Source organism: Pleionea sp. CnH1-48 (genome assembly GCF_024124665.1).
GTDB lineage: Bacteria > Pseudomonadota > Gammaproteobacteria > Enterobacterales > Kangiellaceae > JAMXSB01.
Window position 1 is genome coordinate 349,582 of record NZ_JAMXSB010000002.1, and the last position, 20,298, is coordinate 369,879.

Here is a 20,298-nt window from a genome sequence, read left to right on the forward strand (position 1 = left end):
GTAAGTCTCCAGTTAAGCTGTTTTGAGTCGAGCAATAGAATCTACCTTGAGAAGCTCCATTACTGCTTGTGATAGTTCATGTGATTTAGCGGGTTTAGTAAGATATTTGTCGCAGCCAGCAAGTTTTCCTCGAACGATATTAAACATATTCGACTTGCCAGTGAGCATACATACAGGTGCCGACTTAAGGTGAGCAATCTGCTTTATATTTCGGCATACCTCATAGCCATCAATGCCATCTAATACGACATCAAGAAATATCAGGTCAAAGTGATTGGTTCGACAAAGATTAAGAGCTTCTTCTCCACTATCACAACACACGGCTTGAATTCCCATAAGGTCAAGGTGCATTCTCATTGCAGTTAAGATAGTTGGACAGTCATCAACAACTAAAGCTCGGCGTGTAGACTTAGTCGAGTGAGGAGTAATTTGATTCGATGAAGATAGTTGCGTTTCATCATCGATAGTCGTGTCGGGTATAATATTAAACCCGTGATAAAGTGCAGCCTCAATTCCTCGGATAATATTAATCGGCGTAAAAGGTTTTGCGATAGTCACACAAGTGTTATTAACGCGCTGTTGACGACAGGCATAAATAGTGAAAATAGGTCGACTTCGAGCATTCCATATTTTCCATCGTTTAACCAACTGAAGGTCATCACCATTTACAATAGCTATGCTGGCATCTTCGGCAGCGTGTCTTGCAGCAAAACTAAGCTGATATTTTTTACCCACCGTTGATAGCTTAAATACTTTATCTATGATGTTGATCTCATCTTTCGACAAGCCAACCATTAAAACCGAATAATCTGTCTTAGCATTCATCTGACTACACGATCCTGACTGCAAAAAGGTATCGGGCTTTTGAGTGTAGACTAGATTTTACCCACGCTTTCCACGCCTGTAGCTGTTAGAGAGTCACTAAGCAAAGACTAAAGCAAGCTTGAGATATCATTGATATTATAGATAGTCCAAAGTAATCATTCGCTTACAAAAGCTTTATTGAAAAAAAAGATAAGCTGCTTTTGATAAACATTGACTATTGAGAAAATATTATTTTTACAGAGCATTAAAGACTTAGTTTTAGAAGTAAAATACATTAAGAAAGAAAACGTATTTTGAGAACGAGATCAAATATCTATTGAGTTTATTGTTTTATGAATACTCCTCTTAGTAGGTAACCTATAGAAACTCCTGCCACTTTAGAGGAATAATTACATTACTCCTTTCGGCCAATTTAGTTAGAGCTAAAAGAAAAGGCATCGATAAAATATCAATGCCCTCCTACCCATGCCTTCACCCTCTCTTTGCATTCTACTGCGTACTCAAAACTTCCTGAGTTTTTAGCAATAGAAATGCTGTTCTCTTTTTCATCAAAATGAATCATCTGACTAAAATCTCTGACTTCATTATATAACTCTTCAACCAATTGCAACGCTTGTTCTTTTTCGCCGGACTCGATGGCCTGCATCAAAGTTTCTATCTTTTTCATTCTGTATCCTCCGAAGAGTATTTACGGTTTTTCTGGATCTTTAGTTGTCAGTAGATTGGTCGCACGATTCTTTAAGTTGATCATGTTCTTTAACACTTCAAACCAGAAAGGAGCGCCAAAAGTCAATAAGAATGCGGTGAGTAACGTACCCAATATACGAGAGAATCTAGGTTGCCAGGAGTCAGGCTTGAAATAGAAGGTTTTAAAACCGGATGTAGAAATACCGAAAGGTGTAACCAGCAAGGAGATTTGTGATATCTCGTCGGTGATGTTGTCCAGTTTCTTCTGTTCAACGATACTCAAGGTTTCATCAAGTTGATTGATCACCTCAGTGACCTCTGATGCTGAAAAATCCTCCAAAGCCTCTTTTATAGTGTTTCTTACCTGTTGTTCCGATTCAGAATCAGCAATAGACTCCAGATTTTCACTGAGCACAGCTTTTATCTTCTCATCTTTCTGTTGTCCAATCAGATTCGTCACTATCTGTCGATAATCCTCAGCTTTGCTTTCATCGTTTCTTTGTTGAGCATTCTTTTCAAACTGTGAGACAGCGGCTTCAACTATTTTTCCACGGGTTTGCTCGTCTACAGATAGTCGAGCCAATAGATGGGGCGTGTCCAGTTGAAACACAAAAGCAACAAAAATGGACGCAGCGATGGTGATGGCACGTACCTGTTTTACAAAAATTTCATTAGACCAGACTTCGAGCGTATCGTACCCTCGTTGAATCATTGCTTGAACTTTTTCGTTGCCCTTTTCGACACTTTCTTCAATACCCACCGTTGATACGGATGCCAACACAGACTCTACTTTGGCACCATAAGCATCCCTCGACATCCATAAGCTTTTCGAGCTGTCTTGCCCGAGTAATTTCTCAAGCTGCTGGGTTACTTCATCTTTAAGTGCTTTTAGATCACTAAATTGACGCGCATCTTTTTGCTCAATACCAATCAGGCGACTAATAACAGGCCATTTCTGCTTGATGGTAATGATGGCTTCTTCTACAGAAATATCAGTTTGGGTTTCGATAGTGGCAATATAAGTGATGATTTCATCAGATAAAGATTCAGCTGATCGGGAGACCCCGACTTTTAACGCCTTCAATCTCAATCTCCAATAAGACTGAACTCCTTGAACAATCGCTGTTACCACGATACTAAACAGCACCAACACAGCAACATAGGCCACGATCACATTAAATAAAGTAAATAACTGTTCCATTATCCATCCTCTGATATTTTAACCAAAGATTAACAGCCCTCATCAGTAAAAGTACACAAAAGTGTCTGAGCCGACAATAACATGTATTTATCAAGGCCTCATCTCCTATTGAGGCCTGACTCAAAACAGGTTTTCGACACTTCAAAATATTCAGTGCAATGTCAGTATCTTTTGGGAGTAGTTTCTTTCTTTACCTCCTCGCTGTAAACCTTTTAATAAAGTTTCCAATTGAGGCTCCAAATCAAAATCTCCCGACGCTATTTTCAATTCATACATTAACTCTAATAGCTCGCCAATACCTTTTGGCAAACAGGTGCCTTGCTCAGATAACAACTGTTTTAACAATGTCAGAACTTGGGCGGCATGATAGGCGGAGGTTGTTGCAATTTCAGTCAAGTTCTTACGCCAACGGAGCAGCTTTATGGGTATGTCTTTTAATAATTTCGACATCGCCTCCGCTAACATAGAAACATCAAGACGATCTTCGGCCAGAGCTCGAATAACAACTTCAATGGCCATACCTTTATGCTCAAAGTCTGCTGCCGACAATCCCTTAGCCAATAAACGCATCGCCATAGGTCCAAGTTTTACATTTGAGTCAAACAACGGCTCATAGTAGTGAGGGGTCTGGCGTTGAATTTCCGTTCGTTCAACATCAACGATTGCTGCGGCAGCAGCATAATAAAGCTCCATATTTGCTGGCCACACAGTCGCGGCCCATCGAACAATACTTTTATGTAAACCACATACATGGTGGCCATAGCTTCCCGTATTAGCGCTAGCAAATAGTTGAGCGAAAGATAGGCTTGCCTCGGTGTTTTCCTGCGACAACATTGAGGGAGCCAGCCCCACCAAAATATCATTACTTTCTGCCTTGAGCTTTTGTTCTGATGCCGCAGCAAACAGAGGCCCCTCTTTGTTCAGTTGAACATCCATACCCCCAAGAAATAATAAAATGTTAGAAAACTCATCACCTCTTCGTTGCAGTTGTTTGATTTGCTTATCTGATAACTTCTCGAATGACTCAATACGATAAATAGCTAATCTTTGTTCAACCTCTAAAAAGTTCGCTTCACTTTCCATGACCGAGAGCCAACGCTCTACTAAGGTGTCCAAATGAACAGCGCCACTAGGAAGCTCTGGCAAGCTTAATGATGGAAGCTTCTGTTCGTCCAGCAGTTGTTGAGTTAAGCCACAGAGTCTTTGGTAAAATACATCGATAAAACTCGCATGTGGTTGTTGATAGAGATCTTTGCGGTCCAACTCACTACCAAAATAATTTTTGTTATCAAAATAGCTAAGCAACATAAGAGCGAAGAAAAATCGAACAGGATCGGCAACTTTCTGCCGAACCAGTCGGTAAGCCCGCTTTCTTAAAGCCGCTGTCATGAACTCAAATCCTTCTGGCTTATTGGTAGCTAACCGCCCTAAACCATCCAAAGTACGTTCAAGCTCAATAACATCATCAGATAGCTCAAATAAATAGCTGATCGAAGTGAGCAGCTCATCAAAGTCTTGAATTCGTTTTATCCGATTTACTGCATTTAAATCTTGCTCAAAAATAAAGGTCGGCTCGATATCTTTGCTAGAGTCGACCTCAATCCATTGTGACACTCGCTGCTGAATAGAAGGCATTAACAACGGCTGATAAGAACTCAGCAACATTTTGATCTCAGAAGAATGGCCCTCTTCATAACTTTCGATAAAATCTAACGCTGTGGTTTGAATATCTGAAGCCTCCAAAGAAAGTGCTTTAACCGCAACTTCCAGTAATAAACTATTATTCTCTGGACTGACTTTTGCCGCGGCTTTTAACACTCTAAGTACACCAGAAAAAACCGTCTTTGTATGAGCATTCAGTGCGCTTTTCAAAGGTTCTACGAGTTTTTCTGTTGATAGATGTCCACTTTTTACCATGGGCAAAAAATAACGAACGGCCAAAGCAACGGAAGTACTCACTTGGCTATTCGCCAGACAAATAAGTTCAGGAAGATGTCGAATTAACTCAGTTTCTGTTGGATTAAGTTGCTGTAACAAGCGCCCATACCAACCAGCTCGAAACGGTGAATAATCTTTCCTTAATGCTTTTAATGTGCAACTCAATAAACGTTCACGAGGCAAAGCTCCTTGAGCACTCAAAGAAACCAGTGCATTTAACCAACGAGCTGACACAGGACAATATTTGTCATGGCTTGCCAGACTGAATTCTCCGTAGCCTTCGATCTCAAAGATTCGCCATATATCTTCCGCCAAAACATCCGGTAACGATAACAACCTCTCAACCAGATGTTCATCACCTAAATGATCAATCATGCCCAAATAATAGCTATCACACTGCGGCTTCTGGCAGTATCCCATCTGCACCCAATCGTCGATAATAGCGTAATAACGAGGATTTTTGTCTAACACCCACTCTGCCCACTCATTGATCCAGGACGGTTGAAATTGTTTAACAACGCAGCTCAGCATTTGCGCCTCGGGAATCATCCATAATGGTCGCGTCTTTTGCTGAGATAAGTTCGACACGATAAAAAGACACGCTTTGGCTAACTGAAAACGCACTTTTAGCGGTGCTAGCGTAGAATCTTTACGCCGCACCTCCGCCAGTTGCAATCGTTCTCTATGTAGTGACTCAACCAAAGATTTTAACTCGCTCACCAACAACAAGTGCTTTACTGATAGAGGGGTTAAAAAGTCGAAGCATGCTTGTTGATCGCCCGCTTCAATTAAAGGCAATAAATCTTGCATACGATTCGATTCCATCAGTGATACTCCCTTAATGCCATCTGGCCCGCTAATATATGTTTACAAGGCCCTCGTTTACCTTGATGTTGAGCAAACCATTGACAAGTACAACGTTGCTCATCGGCTCTCAACTTCACCTGATAGGTTGCATCGTTGCTGGCAATATGCGTGATGACCTCCTGTTCTCCCAACACTAACTTAATGGGCTGTGACTGAAGTAACTTACGCGCTTCTAACAAACGAGGATGAACCTGCTCAACCAGGTTTCGATCGAAAGGAAGACGGCGATAAAAAAAGCGTTGTTGATAAGCATCAAAACCAACCAGGCCCCGCGAGGCAAGAATGGTTAAAGCACTTTTTACGGCTTCCGGTGTAACAGAAAGCTGCTCGCTCAAAACATCAGTTGCCAGATACTGTTGTTGATTCAACAACTGTTGCACTTGTTCAACTAAATCGTCATTGCTGTTTGCCAAGTGACTGAGTAACTGCCCTTCTCCCGAAAGTCCACGAGCAGGCTCGGCACTCAATACGAGCGTAAAAGTTGATGAGCCAAAGTCTACGACCCAGGTGGTCAACTGTCCTTTGGGATCAGCAAATAAAGAAACGCTTTGCGCAATAGGAATCAAACTCTTTAATAACTGCAAACGTTCTGCACCATTAAACTCAATACCCGTCGCATAAGGGTGATGATGAACTACCACGTTATTATCTAAGCACTCTAACCATACCGAATTTTTACTGGCTCGGGATGGCAACTGCCTTAACAATTTTAATGCTCGAAAACGATTGAGCGTAAAAATAGGTTGCAAATCTGTCTGTAGCGCCTGTACCTCAGCCAGCCCTTTTATCCATCGCAGTGGTAGACTGATTTGTTTGTGTACCAGAGCTTTCTTCTTTGTCACCAATTGTGGGCTAGCAGAATTTAACATGATGGATAAAGGTGAATGATTGTAAACACCTGCAAGAGCGGCTTTTACCGTAGCACCGAATTCAACGTGGGTAGTACCCGCCGAGAGCTGACGAGCCTTAAACCCCTGACTAAAAATGTCCAGGCGCGCATAAATACTGCAACAAGAAGAGAATCCTTCAAAGCGCAAGGCGTCATGCCCCACAGTCGCAAGCGGATCGGCATGCTTTGCGCGCTTATTGTTTAATGCAGCAGGCTCATAAAATCGTGACTCGATCACATCCCCCAGTACCCGCAAGCTTCGGGCAGTGACTTCCGAGTGCTGAATATCTCCTTCGAATAAAGTGGCTGATTGAGTAAGCTCTGCCGACGAAGATAAATTGAGGCAAAGACCTCGGCGTGCTTTCTCTAAAGATGAATGCTGATGATATTGATAATGTTGTTCTATTTGAACCATAATCGTGTCCTTGATAGCAAGATGAGGCAAGTCGTTCACCAACAGTGCAAGTATCTATTGGTGGCTACAAGAACTATAATACCAATATATACGACAAATATTGTCGCCTGAAAATCTCTAAAAAAGGCTCATCCAGCAACAAAACGCAGCCGAAATGAGCCCTGTTTCAATAGATCACCTTCTAATCCATGGTAACAAGAGAGGTCTGAGTCAGATCGTATGTCCACTCATAGTCTGGCTTATTCTTTAAATGACGGAACTTTAAGGAATGTTTAACTGGCACACCATCTTTTAAGACCAGTTCGCCATAGTTAAGCTCATGATTCACAAAAAACAGCATCTTGTCTTTGCCTTTCTCCTGTGGCCATAGGTAATGACTACGTTGACGATTAAAGACGCCTAACGAATCTCGCACCACTCTTTCGGTTGCCGAGAGAGCTTTTAAGAAACCTTTACCAAAAGCGCCAGGGTGATTAGCCAACGAGCTACTGGTTAGCTGCAAAAACCGGGTTTGCCCGCGAGAAGATTGACTGGCTCGAAGCTCACGACGGGTATAAGAATAATGAACATCGCCAGAAAAAATGACGCAATGATTAAGAAAAATCTGCTCCATAAAACCTTTGAAGCGCTCAAATCCTTCTTCGTTGGCAATCCATGCTTCAATATCAGCCAAGTTATGAGTCTTTAGCAATCCTTGAGTCAGTACCTCTAGCGAAGAAGCTGCCAGTTGTAACAACTCAATGGCCGTAAAACCATAAACTGGTGACGGAGATACCAATAACAACGTTTGGTGCGCCTCCTGATGGAGATAATCTTGTCGCCACTTTTTCATTTGAGTGGTTAGGCGCTTTAGCTGTGTAGGATTTAACAACTGAGGAGGCTTACGCTTTTCTAGCACTCGATGAGTACGAGTATCGATCACTAAGGTCAAAGGGTTGGTTTCTATTTGATATCCCCAATACCGCTTTAGTAGTTTATTTTCTCTGGCTTGGTGACCGGACACTTTACGTGATGCCAAATAGTCAGCGAGCGAAGATTTAAAATCATCATCAAATGCATCAGGATCGTTACCCCAGCCCTGAAATACCCAGTAAGCAGCAAGCGCATTGGTGACAACACGACGACTGAAAGGATTATTTGCCAATTGGTGGGCATTTTTCTCGGTCAGATTCCAGTCATCGGTTACTTCATGGTCGTCAAATATCATATAGGTCGAAACATTGGCCATTAATCGACGAATATGCCAAGCATCCTGCAAAAACGCGGTGACTTGTTGTTGCTCTTTTTCATAAGTTTTCTTTTTAATAATAGGAGTCAGAACCGGGCGCGATTTCCCTTGTCGGCGACGGGTTCTTTTTAAATACGGCTCAACTTCCTCATAATCAGGTAACTGAGGAACTACACCGCCCCACACCATCAGATACATGGCGCAATAGTCACCGAAAGTTAACAGATGATTGCGGCAATGAGCCGATGAAAAACCATGACGAGAAATCTTGCTCTGCCGATCGCCAATGCGCCAGGAGGCCGGATTAACCGGTTTGGGCTTCTTTGTTATAGACGGAAGTTCCTGTTGCCATCCCGCCAGTTGCTCTCCGAGGGTGCGTAGTGGCAACGCCATTGAATAAGGGACATCATCGGCATAGATCTGATCACCAGTAAAAAACAACATTGATGGTCGTTGCTCAATACGATTACGTAACTTACCGACCTGGCCATCGGCGGCAATCATCTGATCGAATCCAGGTTCTTTGCTGTCGATCCCATGAGGTTTTCGGCAAGAGCCCTGCAGAATGTTTCTATGTTGATTGGTAACAAAAAAGCTGGGCAATTCATTTTGACCATAACTGATTTTTTGTGGGCCGCTCAATAATCCCTGCTGCTGCAAATTCTCACCATCAATGACAATATCGTAATCGATGCGTTTGTCTTCTTTAAACTTTGAACCTTGTGTCGGCTTTAGACATAACAGGTAGGCAAATCCCTTTTCACCAATCGTCATGGGTTTATGGCTTGCAGAGGTTGACCGTGCAATCACCGCAGACTGTCCATGATAAAATCCCCGAGCTTCTATAGTTGTCGCTTTACTATCAAGAATTAACCAAATGAAAACACGAGTAAGCTCACTCCGACGAATAGCAGGTCCAGCAATAATGCTCATAAAACACCTCTGTATTGTTATTTTTTATTTGCCAGCAGGTCTGGTCATCTTACAAGGAGTGCTCAATCACTCCAGTTTCTCCCATTTTTCGTTAAACTTTTTGTAGAGTGGAAACTCCATTAATTCAGTCGCCGCTTTACCAGAAAACTCCTCTCTCGGCGTCATAAACGCAATGCCACCCGTGAGTATGGCTTCAAAAGAATCCGTATTCATTTCAAACCCATCAATGAGGCCAAATTCAGCATGCACTCCACTAAAATTCCAAAACAGGCTATTACTCTTTACAACGTGTTGATACTGAGCCTGAATATTCACATCAATGGATACTTGATCACCTTGAGGCGAGAGTTCGTAATGCGTGACTTTGCCAACCGTAACCCCTCGATAATACACAGGATCATCCAAACCAACGGATCCCAACTGAGCCGTCACTAAACGAATATTTAATCCTTCTTCGGGCTTAACGTTAGGTTTTTCTAACAAGCCAGCAAAATGACGCGTCTCAGCACCTTCACCACTGACGATTTCTATATGACTGCCAAACAAAGCGTTGCTCAAATATTCTGTCTGACTAATTCCAAGTTTGGCATCAGCAATCCAGAATAAACTGCCTTCGCGCGCGAGAAAATGCCCATCTTGATAGAGCTTGGCCACCACTTTGATTCCACCTTGTTCATCACGCAAAGATAACTTTGTCACCTCCCCCACTTTAACGCCCTGGTACTTAAGTGATGAGCCAATGTTTAAATCCTGGTTTTTAGGAAAATCAATGGTAATGGATAAACTTTGTTCGACTGCCTGATCGTAAGTTTCATACAAAGGGAACACCTTTTTAGTCGATGCTCTTTTAGCTTTAGCCGAGGGAGAGTCAAAGCCAATACCACCATCAATAATACTTAACATAGATTCGGTGGTTACACTCACTCCCGCCAGACTGGCTTTTGCCTGAACGCCACTGGCATTCCAAAAGCGACTTTGCTGTGTCACTAGATGGGCATATTGCGGCGCTATCAAGAGTTCAATATCAACGCTTCGATTATCTTTCGATAAAGCAACGTTTAACACCTCTCCTGCCTTTAACTTACGATAATAAACTGGCGCACCATGGGTAACCGAATGTAATGTTCGACTACGCAATTTAACCACTCGCGATCCTTTCACTTGCCTTAACAAATGCCCATTTTCTGTTGCACTCTGGTAATCGTCGAACAATCGATAACTTCCATTAAGTGTTTCTTTAGGAGTTTTTTCGGCATTCACTAAACTAATGCCTCCCGCCAAAATGGTTTGCGCGGAACCGGCATTAACTTGTAAACCAGACTTCCAGTCCGCTTTGATCTGAATTCCGGAAGAGCGATAAAAGCGACTGAACTCGTTAACTAGCTTGCTGTATCGTTGGTCAATCATCACTTTAATATCAACACTCTTAAAATCTTCTGATAAAGCCGTGTTAACAACCTTTCCAATACGAATATGTTTAAAAAACACCTGTGAGCCAGTTTGAACTGAACCTAATGAGGGAGCGTTTAATGTGATTAATCGGCCTGTGCCCGACTGCGCCAAATAGTCATTAGAATCAATGAGCGGAAACTTTGACCGAGGTTTACCTTTGCCTGGTTTAATATCGATGTAGTTTCCAGATAAAAAAGCATCCAGATGATTGACACCCTGTAAGGAAAATGAAGGCTGCACCAAAACAAATTGGGTGGACTCTGTAATTAAGGGCTGCACGTCAGGATCATAAGTTGCGGTGGCTGTAATTTGTTGCAACGATTGGTCAAACTCAATCTTGCTGATTTCTCCAACTCGAGACTGACGCCAACGAATTTCAGTGCCGACACTCAGGCCAGCCGCACTGTCTAAAGTAAAAGTTAAGGTTTCGCTTTGCTCGGCTGCCTCAAAATCATCAAACAGTTGATAACGGTCACCGTCTTTGACTGGCTCATCGTTTGAAGTCGTAGGCTCCGACAAGCTAATGCCTCCGGCAATAACAGACGCCAAAGATTCTGTTTTCACTTCAATGTTAGGCAAGTTGGCTCGAATAGTAATCCCACTGGAATTCCAGAAGCGCGATTCCTTACTAACCAAATGAGTGAAACGTTCGGGAATAAATACTTCAAAAATAATGTTTTTATTGTCTTCAGATAAAAAATAGTTTCGAACTTCACCAACTTCCAGCTGACGATAATAAACTTTAGAGCCAGTAGATATAGAACCCACTTTTTCTGCAACCAGCTCGAGATACAATCCATCTTCACTGTGATCAGGCGGCGGAGGTTGTTTTAATGCCACAAACTCTGTTTGAGGTATACCAGTACGATCAGGTCGAATAGCAATGTAGTCTCCAGACAATAAAGTTTCCAAACCCGACACACCGCTTAAAGAAATTTCTGGCTTCACCTGCCAGAATAATGTTTTGTCCGTTAAACTGTCTTCAGCCTCTTTAATCATTTCGACATGTGCAATGACGTAATTAATGTCTTCGGTCAACTCTAGCTTTTTTACAATGCCCCCCTGCAATCCTTTGTACATAACTTTGGTTTTGCCCTCTTCGAGCCCAACCGCAGAATCAAAGGTGATTTGAATCATGATACCGTGGGTTGATAAATTTTTATGTACTAACCAGATACTGATCAGTATCGCTACAATAGGAAGCAGCCAGAGTAGATTAATCCCTTTTTTGGGTTGAATATTGGGTTCGTGAGTATGAATGTCGTTATCTGTATTCTGGCTCATCTTTTATTGCCTTTTGTAGATTCTTCTTTTATATCCCAAATCAACCGGGTGTCAAAACAGAGTGCCGATACCATGGTCAAAACCACCACAAAACAGAAAGCCGTTGCCCCTTCTGATACCTCAATGGATGCTAGCTTGTCTAGTTGAACCAATGCCACTAATACCGTGACCACAAAAATATCAATCATCGACCAACGCCCAATAAACTCGACAATACGATACAAGATGGTTTTTCTGCGAGCTGTTCGAGCCCACTCAAAATGCACTGACAATAGCAAAAAAACCAGTGCAACAATTTTTAATAAAGGCACCAGAACACTGGCCACAAAAATAACGATAGCTATGGGCAAATCACCATGCTCAATAAACAAAATGACACCTTCCATTATGGTCGCGGGTTCACCCTGTCCTAACATCTTAATGTTCATGATGGGCACTAGATTGGCCGGAATAAAAAAAGCGATAGCAGCGATCAGAAATGCCCAGGTTCGTGTCAAGCTATCTGGTTTGCGAAAATGCACTAGTGTATTGCAACGGCTACAACGCCCATGCCCTCTGACCAATTGATGGCAATGATGACAAACGGCAATATTAAGAGCGCGCGCAGACTTTGGCGAGTAGCTTATATCACTCATTGAGGCAACTCCTTCGTCGTCGCTTTGTTTTGTTCTAGTAGTCGCCAAAATAAAGGCGCATCCATCGAAAAAACAGCCATAATCTGTGCCATTAATAACGCAATAAAGCTAAACAAGCCGATACCTACCACAACTTCTGCCATATCAATCAGTTTTATGACAGATACCAACAATCCAATGAGATAGATCTCCAACATGCCCCAATGGCGCAATTCAAGATAGGCTTTAAAAACTCTAACAAGACCAGGAAGTTTATGTCCAAAATACAGGCTGTAAGTCACATAACTTAACAAGATTAATTGCAGCATAGGCGCTAAAACGCTTGTCACCAAGACAACCACTGCAACGCTATAGAATTCTTGTTGCCACAACGCCAGTATTCCACTCATAACAGAGCTGGATGGAGACTGACCAAATAAGTCCAGATGCAATAAAGGGAGAAAAATAGCGGGCATAAAGAACACTAAGGCTGTGAGTGTCCAGATAAAGGTTCGTTCGAGACTGTTAGGTTTGTGACTCAGCAGTTTATGGTGACATTGAGGGCAAAAAACTCGATGGTGCTCCGGCACCGAGGGTGGTTTTTGCAGCACCAGATCACAGTGATGGCATACCATCAACTGTTGCAATGTATTGTTATCATTATCGTTCATAAATCATGGGCACCATTCCTGTTGTGCTTTTGTAATCATATCAGGAATTTTCCCTTTGCCAACCTGTGTTTATCAATGCCTCTGATAAGACTGCTGGCTACGAAAACAGTTCCTTTGTTCTGCTTTCTATCAAAATTAGCTCGCTCTGTTAGTATATTTTTCAACCAAGTAGAGGCCAAATACAACCTTAAGTGCCATCCCTGGCCATTTGTCCATGCTAAGAACTCTTGCTGCGGCGGCATCCCCTGCCGTAATAACGATTTCAATCCCTAGATAATCTCTTAACCATCCTATATTGGTTAACATTAATTCCTGATTGTGCGCTTTATAGAATACCCATCCATCCCTTGGGGTAGTATTTCCTGCTGTGTGACCAAAATGCTCTCGCGTTGTTGCTTAGTGCCTTGCGATTAATAGTTATTATAGGCCCCTGAGCGACAATTTTTGTCGCCACAAAATAAAGCTTCCAGATAAATTAAAAAAGGTAGAAGGATTATTAAGCTAGTGACCAGGAGGTTGGTCGAAGAAATCCAGAGATTGAATGAGAATAAGGGTTTGAATGGGAGTAAAGGATTATCAGGCTCCGCTCGTCTGAATTTATAATCAAAACGGAGCCTGGTTGCCGATGCTGTTTATAAGCGCAGCACGCTTGACTCCTTATTAATCTAGTAAGGCAGTCAAATCCAGTTTGCCAGCAACAACCGGGGGGCACCAGAAATAATAGCCACTCTGCGGTTGGGTAAAATTGAATATTCCATCAACGATATCGTCTTCTGCACCAGCCATGCGCGCCATCTGCACTTCAAAGGCACGCAGCTCATGAGTAAAGGCGACAAACATCAAGCCTTCTCCCTGAGCATCTCCCCAGGACATAGAACGTCTCAATAAAAAAGCTTCAGGTTCAAAACTTTCCTGGCCCGTTCGTCGCGTATGGGCCGAAGCGGGAGACTCTTTAAACTCAACATTATCTTCTAGTCGTCGACCTATCATGTCGTCTTTTTCTGGCTGCGAATAACGATGAAAAGCGCGGAAATCGTGCAACCACTGCTGTACAACGACGAAGCTCGATCCTGCAACGCCAGTCTCATCAGAAGTGACGAAAGCGGTGTTAACAGCATCATCCCCTGTCGGGTTTTCGGTCCCATCTTCATAGCCTGTTAAATCTCTTCCGTCTTGATGTTTAAAGCCATCGACTATTTGGCAGCAATCAAAAGCGTCTTCTAAAGCCGCTTTAATCGCTAACGATTGCAAAACTAAATCCCCACTTTGCTCACCTCTAAGCCAGCACCAAATAGCTGCCTGATTGGTGGGAACTTCGACCTTGGCGTTATCCACGGCTTTAAAATCTGTGAGTCCTGGAATCCTTTTATCCATAGCACTGAGTAACGAATATCCAAGCCCTACCACACAATTTTTACCATTACATAACTCAGCTAATTTTTTTAATGATTCGAGCGGCTCTGAACCTTCTTTTTGTGTAAAAAATAAATAACGACCAACGGCTGGCACATCCTGCAAAATACCGTCTTGAATAATGTCTGGTCCCACTAATGACGACATTCGATAACCTCGAGTAAATAAATATCAAAAGAAATGATTATTATGAGTGCAAGTTCATAAAATCCGTGAACTGAGTATAAAAAAGATCCTTAAAGTAAGCCAGTCTGGCTATTGCTCGCCTGTTGAGCACTTGGTACTTCTCGAAGGCATTAAAAAAGAGGCTAATGCCTCTTTTTTAATCGAATGATATTAACAGCCTGTTGTTGTTAATGTAATGGTCGGCGGTAGGTTAAGTGCCGCACTTTCTACATAAGTGACCACACAATCAGCTGGGGTCGGTGCGCCTACCAGTTGAAAAGTCGCCGTGTTACCTGCTACGGCAAAGGTATAGTCACCAGTGGTAAAGTCCATGGCATCATCAATGGTGCCCGCCGAGGCATAGCCGTTCGTGTTAGTAATGACATTTCCTTCAATGGTGACCGTAGCAGGATTCTGTTCGGCCAACACTAAGGCATGAACCAATACCGATGTTGATTTGACGGTTCCGAAGAGCCCTTCAATAGATGAAATTCTTGCACGTGTGTCCAACTCGATAAACCGAGGGATGGCAATTGCTGACAAAATAGCGATAATAGTAATCACTACAATAAGTTCGATTAAGGTAAAACCTGATTGTTTTTTCATTGAAACTCCAGCACTGGATAAAATGATGAAAAGACAGTCTAAAAATAGCCCTTATTTTCGTCAAGTTATTGTTAACACTAGAAAAGTATATTACTTAACCAGCAAAAATGTGACGCACATCACATTTCATATTAACTGCCTTAGTATCTCTTATATTTCAAAGAGTTAATGAATCTCTAACGGCATAAGAACAGCATAAACTCAACTGGTATGACCAGATAGAATTTATGGTTATATGTCGCTTATTCGCCGATTCTTAAAATATAGAGGCTTAAAAACAAAATCTCGTTGACTCGAAAAACAGCGTTCTGTTAACTTGCTGATAGCTTGGCCACATGGAATATGAGGCAACACGTTAATATGTCTGAAGTCATGGATGTTCAGCTATTGCCGTCGCTCAATCATCACGGCTATTTCACTCTGTTTTTTACTTATCAGGATAATTATCAATGAAAAAGTTGTTTTCGTTTATCACTCTTTTAGTTGGCTTTTTTGGCGTGGCTCCCTATTTTATGGGCGGGAGTGTTAAGCAACATGTAGAAGCTGATATTGCCAAACTCAATCAGTCGCCCAATATTCAGGCAGAAGTTACCCACTACGAACGAGGCATTAATCGTTCCAACGCTGAGTTGAAAATTGAATACACGCTTCTGGATGTAGAAACCGGTACAACTCAATCCATTCCAGTAAGCACTCAGCTAAACATTCTTCATGGTCCTGTTTTATGGGGCAATCAAGGGGTTAATGTTGGATTGATGAGTATCGAAATGGCTTTGAAGCCACAAGACTCTGATGCCCTCAAAACCTACAATATAAACGAAGATACTATCAAGCTTTATACGCAAACTCACTTCAACGGCAACACTGACATGCTACTGGCATTAAAAGCATTTGGTTTTGCAAAAGACGGCGTAACAGTTGATATAAAGCCAGCTGAAGTTAACTTCGTTATCAATAAAGACCAGCATATTAAAGGCCAGGGCGAATTTAAAGGCGTCTCGGTTAAAGAAGGAGATACGGAGTTGATGTTTGGCGCAGCCCATTTCTCTCTTGATCAGGTTATCGGCTCAGAAGAAGCCAGTGCAATCTTTAATGGTAGCTCTAGCATGCACTTAACGGAGTTTAAAGCATTTGATAAAACCGAAGAGAAAGCGCGTTTATCTAACATAAAGTTTGACTGGGCCTCAGAAGTTAAAGAAAAAACCGTCGACTTTCTGGTCGCCATGAATACCGAAGCGCTTGTTGCTAACGGAGAAACCTTCTCTGATATTGGCTATCAAATGACACTGAATAACCTCAACAAAACAGCGCTGATAAATATCAATACCACTTTAAAAAATGCTAAAGCTCCACAGGAAATTCAATGGGCGTTGATGCAATCTCTTCCCGCATTGATTGCCGACAATCCTGAGCTTGAGATCAAATCCCTTAAGATGACAACAAACGAAGGTGATTTTAACAGCAAAGCCAAAATAACTGTGAATGGTGACCAATTCAATCCGTCCAACCCAATGGAGATCTTAATGGCTATTCAAGCCAATGCTGATGGCCGTGGACCTGAACAGTTTTTTGTTGCTAAAGGCATGGCTCAACAAATCGAAACTCTTATCGCTCAAAACCTTTTAGTTCGAGAAGACAAAGAACTAAAGTTTGATTTCAGTTTCGACAAAGGCCAGGCATTACTTAATGGCCAGCCGTTCCCTCTTGGCGCTTTATTCTAATCCTTTTAAAAAGAACACTTACTGTTTAGTAAGTGTTCTTTCTCACCACAATATCAAGTTGATGTTAAAGCATCTTTTTCACGCAAATAGTTTGTCAATGCAGTACGCAACTGTTCTCGCTCAATAGGTTTAGACAAGTAGTCTCTAAAACCTATTCTCGCACAACGATCACGACTGCTTTGCTCGGCAACAGCAGTAAGCGCAATAATATAAGGCTTGTTATTGTATTGCTTTAAAATAATCTCTGATGCTTCATAACCTGTCATCACAGGCATTTGCAAATCCATAAATATGATATCGAAGTTTTCTTTCTCTAACAGTTTAATGGCTTCATGTCCGCCCGACACATCAATGCACTCACACCCTTCTCGACGCAACATTTTATTCGCAACTAATCGATTGATTTGATTATCATCTACCACCAGCACTTTTAGAGCAACATCGCCAGCTGCTGGAAGCTCTTTTAAACGTCGTTTTTTCCGCTCTTTAGACTGTGCAACAGGACTCATAATATTAAAGTAAAAAGTGGACCCAACGCCTAGTTTACTATCAAACCAGCAGTCGCCTCCCATTTGATGACTCAAGAGTTTGCAAATGGCCAACCCAAGTCCGGTTCCTTCGTAGGATTGATCCGTTAACTTGTTCAGCGGCGTTAGCTGAGAAAACAACTTAAATAATCGATTGCGACTTTCCTTAGGAATACCAGGGCCAGTGTCTTCAATACTAAATAACAATTGCTCCTCTCCCTTTAAAGAGTAAAAGCTCGACAAGCGAATGACTATCCTGCCTTGTTCGGTAAACTTGAGCGCATTACCTAATAAATTAATGAGCACCTGACGCACTCTTGTTTTATCACCAGCAATACTTTGAGGGACAGATGAATCAATTTCAGTTTTTAATGCAATGTCTTTTTCTAGCAATTGATTCTTAAATAAAGCTACAACTTTTTCTATACACTCAGTTGGAGAAAAAGCCTGCTGCTCAATGCTGATTCTTCTTGAGTCCATCTGGATATAGTCCAGAATATCCGAAATAAGACGTAATAAATTACTCGCACTCTCGTGGATTATTTCTATATCAGCTCGCTGTTGTCGGTTAATATCAGTATCGAGTAACAACTCCGACAAGCCCATAACAGCATTCATAGGAGTACGAAACTCGTGACTCATTTTTGCCATAAATTCAGATTTAGACTGGCTCGCTATCTCTGCTCGCTTTTTAGATAACATTAATTGTTTTTCAACAGCTTTACGATTAGAAATATCAATCAGACTCACTCCAAGCCCGTGATACCGATTATTTGAGCTTGGTTTAATGGGATAAACGTTGAGCAAATAGAATTCTTCGTAGCCTTCTTCTCTAATAATAGGGCCAACTTCAAAATTGATAATAGAGCAACCTGTGTGCTGAGCCAAACGACACAAAGGCTGAATAATTTTGCTAACTGATGTGCCAACATCCGTTAGGGCACAACCAATAAGTTCGTCCTTTTGCTTACGTTCGCTGTCCGACATAAACTTGATAAAGATATCATTGCATTCAAAGACTTCACAATTGGCGTCAATGAATCCAATACCTAGTGGCGCAGATAACATGACGGTATTTAACAAGCTGTTGCTTTTTTCTAATGTTGCAAAAGCCTGCTGTAATTGCATTTGAGAACGTCTTAGCTCTTGCGAAAGTTTTTCGGCTCGCTTTTTCTCGTTGAGGGCCTGAGTTTCACGCAGCTCCGATAGTTTTAATTGAAACTCTTGATGCAAACTGTGACTGGCTATCGGCATTAAGGAGTTAACCAGAGCTTGTTTTGACTGTTCGATTTCTTTACCTAAGAAAACAAACATACAATCAGGCTGACAATAAAAGCCTTGCGCTAGTGCCGACTGCTCGATATCAGGATAAGATAAAGAACCAGAATAGCACTGGTTTTCTTTACAGGAGTTAATAAATTGCTGCCACTGCTTGTGTTCAGGGTATTGACGCATAAACCCATCGGCAGGCAAAAACTGCTCTACCTCAGAGTCATATATTAAAATCACTAAATCATCAGCCCCCAGATGTTGGGCCACTTTTTTTGCACCTTCTTGACGCTGTTTTGGTGACTTCAATAATGTGGCGAAATCTTGATGCAAGGATTCGATACTCACATAGTCTCCTAATCACTCGGGATAGTGCATACAACTGCGGTACAATTATGAAAACCTTCAAACTGCCCATCGACTCTGGCAATTTGCCCATAGGTGTTACATCCAACAAATTCGCACTCTTTAAGCTCTTCTTGAACGCTCTGCAACTCCTTATCAAAATCTCCTCCAGCTCTTAACCGAGTAGCAACACAATCAAAGAATAATGCGTGGGCAGGTTTACCCTTAACCTGAGACATTGCATCTTTGGCTGCTAGTTTTGCCGCCTCTTCGACAGACTGTATTTCGCTGGTCATAATCGAGATAGTTGCTCCAACAGGCACCTCAGCAGCAAAGACCACACCACCATCTTGCTGTATTTTTAAAGGCACTCGTAAGTGGTATTGATCGTTGCTTTTAATTCCCACAATGTTTTGTAAAAAGAAAGGCATGGGACACTCAGGATCAAATGGATACCCTTGTTGCTGAGCATAATCTTTAAACACTTCTGTCGCTGCCGTCGCATTAATACTGTAAACAACGGGCCCTTCAGCATGAGTGACGCGCATCGGAGCAGAACCAGGAACCCAACCATGACGAACACTAATACCCAGCTTTTGCTGTGACAAAATTTCCAATGCCACTACGCTATCAGAGTAAGCTTCGGTCCCTAAAAAAACCTGAGTTTCTTCAAAGTGCCCATCATCTCCCGCGCCACCACCAAACAACTGATATTGTGCCGATGAGCAGAGCGTTAACTGCTCAATCAATAGCTCTACACCGCCGGCAAGTGCGTCAGTTAATATTAACGCTGAGCGATGATGGCAATCAGCATGTTTATAGGGAGAAAATTTGTGGGCAAGTCGACTGGCAACCTCTTCGGTATTTTCCCGAAGCCCAGATTCTAGATGGGCATAAAAGTGCATGGTGTCACTGCTAATGGCCATCACACTGACGGAGTTCTCTTCTACTTGTGCATGAGAAAACTCACCAGCAGACGAACACCCCACTAATACTTTAGGATTACAATGTTCATCAAGTGCTTTTAATAAGCTGGGATAACGGTGAGTGGAAGAAGCAAAAACAACCAATGCATCAATATCCAGGTCACAAAAGTGCGCTCGAATTTCGCGCCCTAAAAAAGCACCAGCTTCTTCGCTATTGGTGACTTTGCAGTGAAAAGACTTTACCTGTGTTGTCATAGTGTAATTCGTTGTTGAGTCATTAACACCTAACAGCTTTTAATAAATAGGTAATGGTATAGTTTGG

General features: G+C 42.1%; 15 protein-coding genes. 1 reads left to right on the forward strand and 14 read right to left on the reverse strand.

Translation table 11 applies throughout. The features are described 5' to 3' along the window. Positions 1–12: 12 nt before the first annotated feature. The 12 genes from NH399_RS04055 to NH399_RS25805 all read right to left on the reverse strand — a co-directional run bounded on the left by NH399_RS04055 (position 13) and on the right by NH399_RS25805 (position 15,188). Positions 13–825 carry a response regulator gene (locus NH399_RS04055; protein ID WP_253037152.1) on the reverse strand — a complete coding sequence of 271 codons (813 nt, stop codon included), beginning with the start codon at positions 823–825 and terminating at the stop codon, positions 13–15. A gap of 448 nt (positions 826–1,273) precedes the next feature. Continuing rightward, entirely contained in the window at positions 1,274–1,492 is a 219-nt protein-coding gene (locus NH399_RS04060; protein ID WP_253037153.1) for a hypothetical protein, read from the reverse strand. Between the two features lie 21 nt (positions 1,493–1,513). Next, positions 1,514–2,713, reverse strand: a complete 1,200-nt coding sequence (locus NH399_RS04065; RefSeq protein ID WP_253037154.1) for a hypothetical protein — start codon at positions 2,711–2,713, stop codon at positions 1,514–1,516. Positions 2,714–2,863: 150 nt separating this feature from the next. Continuing rightward, positions 2,864–5,476, reverse strand: a complete 2,613-nt coding sequence (locus NH399_RS04070) for a DUF6493 family protein (protein WP_253037155.1) — start codon at positions 5,474–5,476, stop codon at positions 2,864–2,866. Further along, a complete protein-coding gene (locus tag NH399_RS04075; RefSeq protein ID WP_253037156.1) occupies positions 5,476–6,822 on the reverse strand; it encodes an SWIM zinc finger family protein in 1,347 nt (448 codons plus the stop codon). The genes NH399_RS04070 and NH399_RS04075 overlap by 1 nt, the downstream gene beginning before the upstream one ends. Positions 6,823–7,003: 181 nt before the next feature. After that, the gene (locus tag NH399_RS04080; protein WP_253037157.1) at positions 7,004–8,983 is read right to left on the reverse strand and encodes an alkaline phosphatase D family protein; all 1,980 of its coding nucleotides are present in this window, start codon (positions 8,981–8,983) and stop codon (positions 7,004–7,006) included. 66 nt (positions 8,984–9,049) lie between these two features. Then, the gene (locus tag NH399_RS04085) at positions 9,050–11,719 is read right to left on the reverse strand and encodes an MlaD family protein (protein WP_253037158.1); all 2,670 of its coding nucleotides are present in this window, start codon (positions 11,717–11,719) and stop codon (positions 9,050–9,052) included. Continuing rightward, on the reverse strand, positions 11,716–12,354 hold the full coding sequence (locus NH399_RS04090; protein WP_253037159.1) for a paraquat-inducible protein A: 639 nt from the start codon (positions 12,352–12,354) through the stop codon (positions 11,716–11,718). The genes NH399_RS04085 and NH399_RS04090 overlap by 4 nt, the downstream gene beginning before the upstream one ends. Next, positions 12,351–13,004, reverse strand: a complete 654-nt coding sequence (locus tag NH399_RS04095; protein WP_253037160.1) for a paraquat-inducible protein A — start codon at positions 13,002–13,004, stop codon at positions 12,351–12,353. Before NH399_RS04095 ends, NH399_RS04090 begins: the two co-directional genes overlap by 4 nt. 135 nt (positions 13,005–13,139) lie before the next feature. Further along, the gene (locus NH399_RS04100; RefSeq protein ID WP_253037161.1) at positions 13,140–13,310 is read right to left on the reverse strand and encodes a hypothetical protein; all 171 of its coding nucleotides are present in this window, start codon (positions 13,308–13,310) and stop codon (positions 13,140–13,142) included. Positions 13,311–13,664: 354 nt separating this feature from the next. Then, entirely contained in the window at positions 13,665–14,564 is a 900-nt protein-coding gene (locus NH399_RS04105) for a Dyp-type peroxidase (protein ID WP_253037162.1), read from the reverse strand. A gap of 189 nt (positions 14,565–14,753) precedes the next feature. After that, positions 14,754–15,188, reverse strand: coding sequence for a prepilin-type N-terminal cleavage/methylation domain-containing protein (locus NH399_RS25805; RefSeq protein WP_371876056.1), 435 nt, complete (start codon positions 15,186–15,188; stop codon positions 14,754–14,756). Positions 15,189–15,637: 449 nt separating this feature from the next. Here NH399_RS25805 and NH399_RS04115 point away from each other — a divergent pair, with 449 nt between their 5' ends. Beyond that, positions 15,638–16,909, forward strand: coding sequence for a DUF945 family protein (locus NH399_RS04115; protein ID WP_253037163.1), 1,272 nt, complete (start codon positions 15,638–15,640; stop codon positions 16,907–16,909). A gap of 53 nt (positions 16,910–16,962) precedes the next feature. On the opposite strand, the gene NH399_RS25810 is transcribed toward NH399_RS04115, so the two are convergent. Together NH399_RS25810 and NH399_RS04125 are read right to left on the reverse strand one after the other, a co-directional pair. Next, positions 16,963–19,053: an ATP-binding protein gene (locus NH399_RS25810; RefSeq protein WP_253037164.1), complete on the reverse strand. Its 2,091-nt coding sequence runs from the start codon at positions 19,051–19,053 to the stop codon at positions 16,963–16,965. Between the two features lie 8 nt (positions 19,054–19,061). Next, complete coding sequence (locus NH399_RS04125) at positions 19,062–20,231, reverse strand: FIST signal transduction protein (RefSeq protein ID WP_253037165.1); 1,170 nt, start codon at positions 20,229–20,231, stop codon at positions 19,062–19,064. Positions 20,232–20,298 lie beyond the last annotated feature (67 nt).

Bases quoted from the DNA above. Each gene is read 5' to 3' on its own strand.
- NH399_RS04065 (WP_253037154.1), bottom strand. From the start codon at position 2,713: ATGGAACAGTTATTTACTTTATTTAATGTGATCGTGGCCTATGTTGCT.
- NH399_RS04070 (WP_253037155.1), bottom strand. From the start codon at position 5,476: ATGGAATCGAATCGTATGCAAGATTTATTGCCTTTAATTGAAGCGGGC.
- NH399_RS04090 (WP_253037159.1), bottom strand. From the start codon at position 12,354: ATGAGTGATATAAGCTACTCGCCAAAGTCTGCGCGCGCTCTTAATATT.
- NH399_RS04105 (WP_253037162.1), bottom strand. From the start codon at position 14,564: ATGTCGTCATTAGTGGGACCAGACATTATTCAAGACGGTATTTTGCAG.
- NH399_RS04100 (WP_253037161.1), bottom strand. From the start codon at position 13,310: ATGTTAACCAATATAGGATGGTTAAGAGATTATCTAGGGATTGAAATC.
- NH399_RS04060 (WP_253037153.1), bottom strand. From the start codon at position 1,492: ATGAAAAAGATAGAAACTTTGATGCAGGCCATCGAGTCCGGCGAAAAA.
- NH399_RS04095 (WP_253037160.1), bottom strand. From the start codon at position 13,004: ATGAACGATAATGATAACAATACATTGCAACAGTTGATGGTATGCCAT.
- NH399_RS04115 (WP_253037163.1), top strand. From the start codon at position 15,638: ATGAAAAAGTTGTTTTCGTTTATCACTCTTTTAGTTGGCTTTTTTGGC.
- NH399_RS25805 (WP_371876056.1), bottom strand. From the start codon at position 15,188: ATGAAAAAACAATCAGGTTTTACCTTAATCGAACTTATTGTAGTGATT.
- NH399_RS04080 (WP_253037157.1), bottom strand. From the start codon at position 8,983: ATGAGCATTATTGCTGGACCTGCTATTCGTCGGAGTGAGCTTACTCGT.
- NH399_RS04085 (WP_253037158.1), bottom strand. From the start codon at position 11,719: ATGAGCCAGAATACAGATAACGACATTCATACTCACGAACCCAATATT.
- NH399_RS04125 (WP_253037165.1), bottom strand. From the start codon at position 20,231: ATGACAACACAGGTAAAGTCTTTTCACTGCAAAGTCACCAATAGCGAA.
- NH399_RS04055 (WP_253037152.1), bottom strand. From the start codon at position 825: ATGAATGCTAAGACAGATTATTCGGTTTTAATGGTTGGCTTGTCGAAA.
- NH399_RS04075 (WP_253037156.1), bottom strand. From the start codon at position 6,822: ATGGTTCAAATAGAACAACATTATCAATATCATCAGCATTCATCTTTA.